General features: G+C 49.1%; 12 protein-coding genes. All 12 read right to left on the bottom strand.

Annotated elements, in window-relative coordinates; translation table 11 throughout:
- Position 1: 1 nt before the first annotated feature.
- On the bottom strand, positions 2 to 658 hold the full coding sequence (gene rpsC, locus ACFSDB_RS17770) for a 30S ribosomal protein S3 (protein WP_204893718.1): 657 nt from the start codon (positions 656 to 658) through the stop codon (positions 2 to 4).
- A gap of 3 nt (positions 659 to 661) precedes the next feature.
- Entirely contained in the window at positions 662 to 1,003 is a 342-nt protein-coding gene (gene rplV, locus ACFSDB_RS17775) for a 50S ribosomal protein L22 (RefSeq protein WP_203334933.1), read from the bottom strand.
- Positions 1,004 to 1,022: 19 nt separating this feature from the next.
- Positions 1,023 to 1,301, bottom strand: a complete 279-nt coding sequence (gene rpsS, locus ACFSDB_RS17780) for a 30S ribosomal protein S19 (RefSeq protein ID WP_204893717.1) — start codon at positions 1,299 to 1,301, stop codon at positions 1,023 to 1,025.
- A 60-nt stretch (positions 1,302 to 1,361) separates the two neighbouring features.
- The gene (rplB, locus tag ACFSDB_RS17785) at positions 1,362 to 2,192 is read right to left on the bottom strand and encodes a 50S ribosomal protein L2 (RefSeq protein WP_204893716.1); all 831 of its coding nucleotides are present in this window, start codon (positions 2,190 to 2,192) and stop codon (positions 1,362 to 1,364) included.
- A gap of 46 nt (positions 2,193 to 2,238) precedes the next feature.
- Positions 2,239 to 2,523 (bottom strand): 50S ribosomal protein L23, encoded by a 285-nt coding sequence (gene rplW, locus ACFSDB_RS17790; protein WP_204893715.1) that lies wholly within the window; start codon positions 2,521 to 2,523, stop codon positions 2,239 to 2,241.
- The gene (gene rplD, locus ACFSDB_RS17795; protein WP_204893714.1) at positions 2,523 to 3,146 is read right to left on the bottom strand and encodes a 50S ribosomal protein L4; all 624 of its coding nucleotides are present in this window, start codon (positions 3,144 to 3,146) and stop codon (positions 2,523 to 2,525) included. The genes rplW and rplD overlap by 1 nt, the downstream gene beginning before the upstream one ends.
- 28 nt (positions 3,147 to 3,174) lie before the next feature.
- On the bottom strand, positions 3,175 to 3,804 hold the full coding sequence (gene rplC / locus ACFSDB_RS17800; RefSeq protein WP_204893713.1) for a 50S ribosomal protein L3: 630 nt from the start codon (positions 3,802 to 3,804) through the stop codon (positions 3,175 to 3,177).
- Positions 3,805 to 3,853: 49 nt separating this feature from the next.
- Positions 3,854 to 4,162 carry a 30S ribosomal protein S10 gene (gene rpsJ / locus ACFSDB_RS17805; RefSeq protein WP_004233624.1) on the bottom strand — a complete coding sequence of 103 codons (309 nt, stop codon included), beginning with the start codon at positions 4,160 to 4,162 and terminating at the stop codon, positions 3,854 to 3,856.
- Positions 4,163 to 4,418: 256 nt separating this feature from the next.
- A complete protein-coding gene (locus ACFSDB_RS17810; RefSeq protein WP_204893712.1) occupies positions 4,419 to 5,741 on the bottom strand; it encodes a Na+/H+ antiporter family protein in 1,323 nt (440 codons plus the stop codon).
- A 170-nt stretch (positions 5,742 to 5,911) separates the two neighbouring features.
- A complete protein-coding gene (locus ACFSDB_RS17815) occupies positions 5,912 to 6,856 on the bottom strand; it encodes a threonine ammonia-lyase (RefSeq protein ID WP_377340839.1) in 945 nt (314 codons plus the stop codon).
- Between the two features lie 365 nt (positions 6,857 to 7,221).
- Entirely contained in the window at positions 7,222 to 7,809 is a 588-nt protein-coding gene (leuD, locus tag ACFSDB_RS17820) for a 3-isopropylmalate dehydratase small subunit (RefSeq protein WP_204893711.1), read from the bottom strand.
- A 26-nt stretch (positions 7,810 to 7,835) separates the two neighbouring features.
- Positions 7,836 to 9,254, bottom strand: coding sequence for a 3-isopropylmalate dehydratase large subunit (gene leuC / locus ACFSDB_RS17825; protein WP_204893710.1), 1,419 nt, complete (start codon positions 9,252 to 9,254; stop codon positions 7,836 to 7,838).
- Positions 9,255 to 9,257: the final 3 nt, after the last annotated feature.

The following is a 9,257-nucleotide window of genomic DNA, read 5'->3' on the forward strand; positions in this document are numbered from 1 at the left end:
ATTATTTGCCTCCTTCCTCAGATTTCTTCTTAGTTGGAAGGACTTCACCGCGGTAGATCCATACTTTTACGCCAAGTTTGCCGTAAGTAGTGTCAGCTTCAGCGTGCGCATAGTCGATATCAGCACGAAGCGTATGGAGCGGAACAGTACCTTCACTGTAGTGTTCAGCACGCGCAATGTCAGCGCCGCCTAGACGTCCAGATACTTGAGTTTTGATCCCTTTAGCGCCAGAACGCATAGTGCGCTGGATTGCTTGTTTTTGTGCACGGCGGAAAGACACGCGGTTTTCCAATTGACGTGCAACACTTTCAGCAACTAGTTTCGCATCAAGGTCAGCTCTCTTGATTTCAATGATGTTAATGTGTACACGCTTGCCAGTCATGTTGTTCAGTTGAGTGCGAAGTACTTCTACTTCAGAACCACCTTTACCGATTACCATCCCTGGTTTCGCAGTGTGAATTGTTACGTTTACACGGTTTGCAGCGCGCTCAATTTCGATTTTAGAAACTGAAGCTTCTTTCAAACGTGCTTCGATGTATTCACGGATTTTAATATCTTCGTGAAGAAGTGTCGCATAGTCCTTTTCAGCGTACCATTTTGACTCCCAGTCACGAATGATGCCGATACGCATCCCGATTGGATGTATTTTTTGTCCCACGAATTATCCCTCCTTCTTCTCAGATACCACTAGTGTGATGTGGCTTGTACGTTTATTGATTGCGCTCGCGCGTCCCATTGCACGTGGACGGAAACGTTTCAGTGTTGGACCTTCATCAACGAATACTTCACTGACAACCAAGTTGTTCAGATCCATTTCGTAGTTGTGTTCAGCGTTAGCAGCTGCAGATTTCAATAACTTCTCAACAACAATAGATGCTGCTTTCGGAGTGTGGTTCAAAATCGCAACAGCTTCGCCGATTTGCTTGCCTCGGATTAAATCTACTACTAAACGGACTTTACGAGGAGCAATACGTACTGTTCTAGCGACAGCTTTTGCTTGCATGGGGAAATCCTCCTCTCAATTAACGTCTTGTTTTCTTGTCGTCTGCGCCATGACTAGCGTATTTGCGTGTTGGAGCAAATTCACCTAGTTTATGGCCGACCATATCTTCAGTTACATATACAGGGATGTGTTTTTGACCATCGTATACTGCAATTGTCTGTCCGATGAATGTCGGGAAAATTGTAGAACGGCGAGACCAAGTTTTAATCACTTGTTTTTTCTCAGAGTCCTTTTGTGCATCAACTTTCTTCAAAAGATGATCATCAGCAAAAGGTCCTTTTTTCAAGCTGCGGCCCATTTGGGATCCTCCCTTCGTGATTGCACCACGGTTCTTATGGCGAACCGTAGCGGAATCAAATTATTTTTTACGACGACGCACGATGAACTTGTCTGACTTGTTCGTTTTCTTGCGTGTTTTGTACCCAAGAGTTGGTTTGCCCCATGGAGACATTGGTGATTTACGTCCGATTGGCGAACGTCCTTCACCACCACCGTGCGGGTGATCGTTCGGGTTCATTACAGATCCGCGGACTGTTGGGCGTTTGCCTAACCAGCGGTTGCGTCCTGCTTTACCGATGTTAATCAATTCGTGTTGTTCGTTCCCTACAGCACCGATAGTAGCGCGGCAAGTAGCAAGGATCATGCGAACTTCGCCTGATTGCAAACGAACAGTTACGTATTTGCCTTCTTTACCCAATACCTGAGCTGAAGTTCCTGCTGAGCGTACAAGTTGTCCGCCGCCGCCTGGCTTCAATTCAATGTTGTGGATTGTAGAACCCATTGGGATGTTTGATAACGGAAGTGCGTTACCTGGTTTGATGTCGGCTTCAACGCCTGACATGATTTGTGTTCCGACTACGATTCCTTTAGGAGCCAAGATGTAGCGTTTTTCCCCATCAGCGTAGTGGATCAATGCGATGTTCGCAGAACGGTTTGGATCGTACTCGATTGTAGCAACGCGTCCTGGAATGCCATCTTTGTTACGTTTGAAATCGATGACACGGTATTGGCGTTTATGTCCGCCGCCGTGGTGGCGTACAGTTAACTTACCTTGGTTGTTACGGCCGCCTTTGCGCTTTACTGGCTGTAAAAGCGATTTTTCAGGCTTGTTCGTTGTGATTTCAGCGAAATCAGAACTCGTCATGTTACGACGACCGTTGGAGGTAGGTTTATATTTTTTAATCGCCATGTTGTTTCCCTCCTTCGTTAGTAGTTCCTTAAGAACTTATGAAAAATTAAATTTCGAACAATTCGATGTCTTTTGAGTCAGCAGTCAACTTAACAATCGCTTTGCGGCGTTTGTTTGTGTAGCCTGCGTGTTTGCCCATGCGTTTGAATTTCCCTTTGTAGTTCATGATGTTGACTTTCTCAACTTGAACTCCGAAGATTTCCTGAACTGCATGTTTAACTTGTGTTTTGTTAGCGCGAGTGTCCACTTCGAAAGTGTACTTCTTATCTGCCATTACTTCAGAAGAACGCTCAGTAATGACCGGACGCTTTAGAATATCACGTGCTTCCATTAACTAAGCACCTCCTCAATTTTCTCAATCGCTGCTTTTGTCATGACAACTTTGTCATGTCCAAGCAAGTCCAATACGTTGATGCCAGTTGCCGACACCACTGTCATGCCTTGGATGTTGCGCGCAGACAATGCTACGTTCTCATCAAGGTCAGCAGTTACGAACAAAGCTTTTTTACCGATTGAAAGGTCGCCGATCAATTGTGTAAATGACTTTGTTTTTGGTGCGTCAAATGTCAATCCTTCAAGTACCATCAATTTTTCTCCGACTACTGTTGAAGAAAGAGCAGAGCGAAGAGCTAAGCGACGTACTTTCTTAGGCAATTTATAGCTGTAGCTGCGTGGTGTCGGTCCGAAGACGACTCCGCCGCCGCGCCATTGTGGTGAACGGATCGAACCTTGACGGGCACGTCCAGTTCCTTTTTGGCGCCATGGCTTTCTACCACCGCCGGCTACTTCAGAGCGGTTTTTTACTTTATGGTTACCTTGACGAAGAGAAGCGCGCTGAGCGATTACTGCGTCAAATAATACGGCTTCATTTGGTTCGATACCGAATACATAGTCGTTCAATTCGATGTCGCCAACTTGTGAACCTGTTTGATTTAATAAAGCTACTTTAGGCATTCGTGTTTCCTCCTTCCTCTAAAAACTATTATTTCGATTTGATCGCTGATTTAACGCGAAGCATTGCTTTACGTGAACCAGGGACGTTGCCTTTGATTAGAAGCAAGTTACGTTCCACATCAACCTTAACGATTTCAAGGTTCTGGATTGTAATTGTTGTTCCACCCATTTGACCAGGCAATTTCTTCTGTTTGAATACACGGTTTGGAGCAACAGGCCCCATTGAACCAGGACGACGGTGGTAACGTGAACCGTGAGCCATTGGCCCGCGTGATTGTCCGTGGCGTTTGATAACACCTTGGAAACCTTTACCTTTTGTTGTTCCTGTGACATCTACTACATCGCCTTCTGCGAATACATCAACTTTGACTTCCTGACCAATCTCGTAATCAGCTAAGTTTACATTGCGAAGTTCGCGAATGAAGCGCTTAGGAGCAGTGTTCGCTTTTGCTACGTGTCCTTTAGAAGGTTTGTTAGCAAGCTTTTCGCGCTTGTCTTCAAAACCTAATTGGATTGCTTCGTAGCCGTCAACCTCAACTGTTTTCTTTTGAAGCACTACGTTTGGAGCAGCTTCAACTACAGTTACAGGGATTAAATCACCGTTCTCAGCAAAAACTTGCGTCATACCGATTTTTCTACCTAAGATTCCTTTGGTCATGTTGTCACACCTCCTGCAATTTTTGTGTTTTTTCTATTTCGTTTACCGATTAAAGTTTGATTTCAATATCAACGCCGGATGGTAAATCCAGTTTCATTAACGCATCCACAGTTTGTGGTGTTGGGTTAACGATATCGATTAAGCGTTTATGTGTGCGCATTTCAAATTGCTCACGAGAATCTTTGTACTTATGGACAGCACGCAAGATTGTGTAAACTGATTTTTCCGTCGGCAACGGTATCGGACCCGATACGCTTGCACCTGAACGTTTTGCAGTTTCAACAATTTTCTCAGCAGACTGATCTAGGATTCTATGATCATATGCTTTTAAACGGATACGAATTTTTTGTTTTGCCATTATTTTCCCTCCCTTTTCGCCTATTTTGGATAGACATTCTCCACGAAAATTTTCCAATCACTCGCCATGGCAAAGCGGCCGGGTGTATCGGTAACCTCTCGCTTCATCGCAGTCAAAGACCAACATTCACCATTATACAAAAGAAAAAAGAATTCCGCAAGGCTTTCAACGAAATTCTTTCTTTTATTCGCTTTTTTTATTATAGCAGGATTCAACGGTTAAGCAACCCATACGCTAATAGTCCGAACATTCTTCTTTAACTGAGCAACATGACCGCAATCCAGCCGAATATCACGAGCGGAATGTTGTAGTGGATGAACGTCGGAACGCACGTATCCCAGATGTGGTTGTGCTGCCCGTCGACAGCCAGCCCTGCGGTCGGGCCGAGTGTCGAATCGGACGCCGGCGATCCGGCATCGCCAAGCGCGCCTGCTGTGCCGATCAATGCGATGATGGCAATTGTCGAGAAGCCAAACTCCATGCTGAGCGGAACGAAGATGGCGGCGATGATCGGAATCGTGGCAAATGATGAACCTATGCCCATCGTCACGACCAGGCCGATGATCAGCATGACCAAGGCAGCGGCGCCTTTATTGCCGTTGAACAAATCCGATGCGCTTGAGACGAGCGGTTCGATTGCGCCTGTCGCCTGAATGACCGAAGCGAATCCGTTCGCCGAGATCATGACAAAGCCGATGAACGCCATCATCCGCATCCCGGCAGTGAGCACGTCGTCCGCATCCCGCCATTTCATTGCTCCGAATACGTAAAGCACCAGGATGCCGGCAAGGGCTCCGATGATCATTGAATCGGTCTGGATCTGTCCGTACAGCGCAGCAGCCAACGCGACGATGGTCACAACGATATCTTTCGTCGAAGCGGTTTTTGTTTGAGTTTCTTCTATAGTAGTAGCGAGCGTTTGATAAGTCCGCGGTTTACGGTACGAGATGAATACCGCGACAGCCAGTCCGATGGCCATGCCGCCGACCGGAATCGCCATCGCTCTTGGGATATCCGCCATGTCGATCGGCAAACCTGCGAGCTCCATCTGGGTCGCGACGATCTCATGGAAAATCAGCCCGAATCCGTATGGCAATAAAATATACGGAGCTGTCAGCCCGAATGTCAGAACCGATGCGATCAAGCGGCGGTCGATTTTCAATTCGTTAAGAATGTGCAAAATCGGCGGAACCAATAATGGAATAAATGCGATGTGGATCGGGATCAAGTTCTGCGAGAAAACTGCCATGACTAATAGAGCAAAAACGATCAGCGCCTTCGCCAACCCTTCCCTTGTCGCTTCCCCTTCTTTATTGACCATTTTCAGAACGCCCGCAACGAGCAATTCCGGAATTCCGGTCCGTGAAATGGCGACAGCGAACCCACCCAGCATAGCATAGCTGAGCGCAATGGTCGCCCCTGCCCCTAAACCTTCCGTATAGGCAGTGATGGTGTCTGTAAACGATAAACCGCCGGCAAGCCCCCCTGCCAATGCGCCGATCAGCAAGGCGAAAACCACATTGACCCGTAGCAGGCTTAATACCAGCATGATGATAACGGCAAGTACAACTGCATTCATATCTATCTCTACTCCTTTAGTTTGCTAAAGCGTTAAAGTACTCATCTAAATTAACAAATTGATAAATACATGTCAACCGCTTGAACCGGCTTTTTCCAAAGTGGAAAAAGTCCGACAATATGCTTTTGCAAACACAAAAAAACCCTCCGTTTATACGAAGGGACCCACTATCAATACGAACTGGCCGTACCCATATCAGTAGCGATTTTTCTGCATGCCTCGAGTTTGCCGATATCAAAATTGCCGCCGCTGACGATAATGCCGGTGCGGGCGGAATGAAAAGGGAGGTGATGATGGAGCACTGCCGCTACAGCAGCCGCTCCCGCTCCTTCCACAAGCATCTTTTCCCGTTCAAGCATGAACAGGATCGACGAAGCGATTTCCTGCTCGCTGACAGTGATGACGTCATCCACGTATGCTTGGATGATTTGAGTGGTCAATTTGCCCGGCTCTTTCACTTTGATGCCTTCTGCGATCGTCGGCAAAAATGGAACTGCCGAGTTGTTTGTGCCATGGAATACCGATGCAATGGCGGAAGCGGCTCTTGCCTGCACGCCAATCACCCGGATTTCCGGACGAATCACTTTGACAGCGATGGCCGTCCCGGCGAGCAGCCCGCCGCCGCCTGCCGGCACCACGATGGTATCAAGATCCGGGCATTGCTGGAGCATTTCCATCGCGACTGTCGCCTGGCCCTCAATAATGGCCAAGTCGTCGAATGGATGAACAAACGCAGCCCCTGTCATCAACTGCTCTTTTTTCGCTGCCGCATAGGCTTCGTCGAAGCTCTTCCCGACAAGGCGGACCGTCGCTCCGTACTGGCGCGTAGCCAAGACTTTCGCTTCCGGCGTTCCTTCGGGCATGAATACCGTCACCGGCACCCCTTTTTCCTTTCCAGCCATTGCAACGCCCTGGGCATGGTTGCCGGCAGAAGCGCAAACGATGCCTCTTTCACATTCAGCGTCTGACAACTGGCTGATTTTATTGAAGGCGCCCCGCACTTTGAACGAACCCGTCTTCTGCAGGTTCTCTAGCTTCAGTGAAACTTCACTGCCTGTCAGGCAATTCAGCGTATAGGACTGCTTGCACGGCGTGCGGTGGACAATCGGTGCCAACTTCTCGAATGCATTGAATAAGCCTACTGTATCGTACGAATTCCCAACAAAATCATCTCCTCTTTTAATCGGGATACGGTGAACTAATGATTTTCATACCCGATATTCCGCAAAACAGCTGCGCTTGCCGCGGGCTCGCGCTGAGCTGTTCCCGCAGTCGTCTGCGCTGTTTTGCTTCATATCTCAGATAGTACTGCTAAATTAGTGAAACTATAAGCTTTCAATAAACTCCACCAGCGCCGGTGCGCCTACGGGCTAGGCGAAGCAATGAGACGAGCGGTTTTCTTGGCTCATTGCGGGAGCCATGCCCAAAGCGCCGAAGCGGCATATAACTCTTCACTTTATTAATTCACCGTATCCCGAAACTATGCGAACTGCTTTGCTTCAAATGCCGCAATGTAAGATTCATATTGGAAGGTTAACGCGATCTCGTCCCAGCCTTTTAAGAGCATCTCTTTCCAATAAGGGTCGATAGTGAAGCCGTAATGCGTGCCGTCTTCACCGGTTACGGTCTGTTCTTCCAAATTGACTTCCAGCCGGTAAGGACGCTGCTGCCCTTTGTGGATCAGCTCGTCCACTTCGGCATGTGCTAAGCGGATAGGCAAGATGCCATTTTTGACACAGTTATTATAGAAGATATCCGCAAAGCTGGGCGCGATGACGACATTGAACCCATAGTCCTGAATGGCCCACGGGGCATGCTCGCGTGAAGAGCCGCAGCCGAAGTTTTCTTGTGCAACCAGGATTTCGGAGCCGTTGAAACGGGGATCATTCAAGACAAAGTCTTCAGCCGGAGTGCCATCGGGGCGGAAGCGCCAGTGATGGAACAAATACTTGCCGAACCCGGTGCGCTCGATGCGCTTCAGAAATTCCTTCGAGATGATTTGGTCGGTGTCTACGTTTTTGCGGTCAAGCGGCGTCATGACGCTTTCAATATGGTTGATTGGCTTCATTTATGCGGCCTCCTTGATGAGTCAGTTTATGAGCTGGGCACAGGTTCTTTCATGTATTTGCGGACATCCGTCAAATGCCCTTCGATCGCTGCGGCAGCAGCCATTACCGGGCTGACCAAATGCGTCATGGAACCTGCTCCTTGGCGCCCTTCAAAGTTGCGGTTGGAGGTCGAAGCACAGCGCTCCCCTGCCGGTACGGAATCTTCATTCATCGCTAGGCACATACTGCAGCCTGTCTCTCGCCATTCAAAGCCGGCTTCCAAGAAAATCCGGTCCAATCCTTCCGCTTCAGCCGCCCGTTTAACGGTTTCTGATCCCGGAACGACAATGGCTGTCACAGACGGATGCACTTTGCGTCCCTCAACTATGGCACTGGCTGCACGAAGGTCGCCGATTCGGGCATTGGTGCAGGAACCGATAAAGACATGCTGGATGTCGATTGACGACAAAGGAGCTCCCTCTTCAAGCTGCATATAGGCGAGCGCCTGTTTCAGTGCATCGCGGTCCGCTTGAGTCTCGTAATCGGATGCGTAAGGCACATGCCCCGCAATCCCTGAACCCATCGACGGATTTGTTCCCCACGTGACAAACGGTGAGATCTCATCTGCATGGATGGAAAGCGATACATCATACACCGCTCCTTCGTCAGTCGCCAGTGCAAGCCACCGCTCAGCAGCTTCATCAAAAGCGGCTCCTTGCGGCACATGGCGGCGTCCTTCCAAATAGGCCACGGTGGTTTCATCCGGGCTGATCAAGCCGGCACGCGCCCCTGCTTCAATCGACATATTGCAGATGGTCATGCGCTCTTCCATCGACATGCGGCGGATGGCGTCTCCCGTATACTCGATGATATGGCCGGTGCCCATATCGACGCCGAATTTCGCAATGATGGCCAAAATCACGTCTTTTGAAGAAACACCGAAGCCCAATTCGCCGTCGATGCGGATTTCCATGGTTTTCGGTTTTGATTGCCAAAGCGTCTGGGTCGATAGGACATGCTCAACTTCGCTGGTGCCGATGCCGAAAGCCAACGCACCGAATGCCCCGTGCGTGGAGGTGTGGCTATCGCCGCAGACAATCGTCTTGCCCGGCTGGGTGAGCCCGAGCTCCGGTCCGATGACGTGGACAATGCCTTGGTCAGGATGGTTGATGCCGGCCAGCGGCACCCCGAACTCTTCGCAGTTTTCCTGCAGCGTCTTGATCTGCTTGCGCGAAATCGGGTCCGTGATCCGGTCGCGGTTTCGCGTCGGCACGTTGTGGTCCATAGTGGCAAAACACAAATCCGGCCGGCGCACTTTCCGGCCATTCAGCCGCAGCCCTTCAAATGCTTGAGGAGAAGTGACTTCATGCAATAAGTGCAAGTCGATATATAAAAGATCCGGCTTCCCGGGCTCTTCAAAGACAATATGCTGTTCCCAAATCTTTTCGATGATCGTTTTTGCCATAGG

The organism is Planococcus chinensis (assembly GCF_042681545.1).
Classification (GTDB): Bacteria; Bacillota; Bacilli; order Bacillales_A; family Planococcaceae; genus Planococcus; species Planococcus chinensis.

Excerpts from the sequence above, each read along its gene's own strand:
- rplV (WP_203334933.1), bottom strand. The coding sequence starts at position 1,003 with ATGCAAGCAAAAGCTGTCGCTAGAACAGTACGTATTGCTCCTCGTAAA.
- rpsS (WP_204893717.1), bottom strand. The coding sequence starts at position 1,301 with ATGGGCCGCAGCTTGAAAAAAGGACCTTTTGCTGATGATCATCTTTTG.
- rplB (WP_204893716.1), bottom strand. The coding sequence starts at position 2,192 with ATGGCGATTAAAAAATATAAACCTACCTCCAACGGTCGTCGTAACATG.
- rplW (WP_204893715.1), bottom strand. The coding sequence starts at position 2,523 with ATGGAAGCACGTGATATTCTAAAGCGTCCGGTCATTACTGAGCGTTCT.
- rplD (WP_204893714.1), bottom strand. The coding sequence starts at position 3,146 with ATGCCTAAAGTAGCTTTATTAAATCAAACAGGTTCACAAGTTGGCGAC.
- rplC (WP_204893713.1), bottom strand. The coding sequence starts at position 3,804 with ATGACCAAAGGAATCTTAGGTAGAAAAATCGGTATGACGCAAGTTTTT.
- rpsJ (WP_004233624.1), bottom strand. The coding sequence starts at position 4,162 with ATGGCAAAACAAAAAATTCGTATCCGTTTAAAAGCATATGATCATAGA.
- ACFSDB_RS17810 (WP_204893712.1), bottom strand. The coding sequence starts at position 5,741 with ATGAATGCAGTTGTACTTGCCGTTATCATCATGCTGGTATTAAGCCTG.
- leuD (WP_204893711.1), bottom strand. The coding sequence starts at position 7,809 with ATGAAGCCAATCAACCATATTGAAAGCGTCATGACGCCGCTTGACCGC.
- leuC (WP_204893710.1), bottom strand. The coding sequence starts at position 9,254 with ATGGCAAAAACGATCATCGAAAAGATTTGGGAACAGCATATTGTCTTT.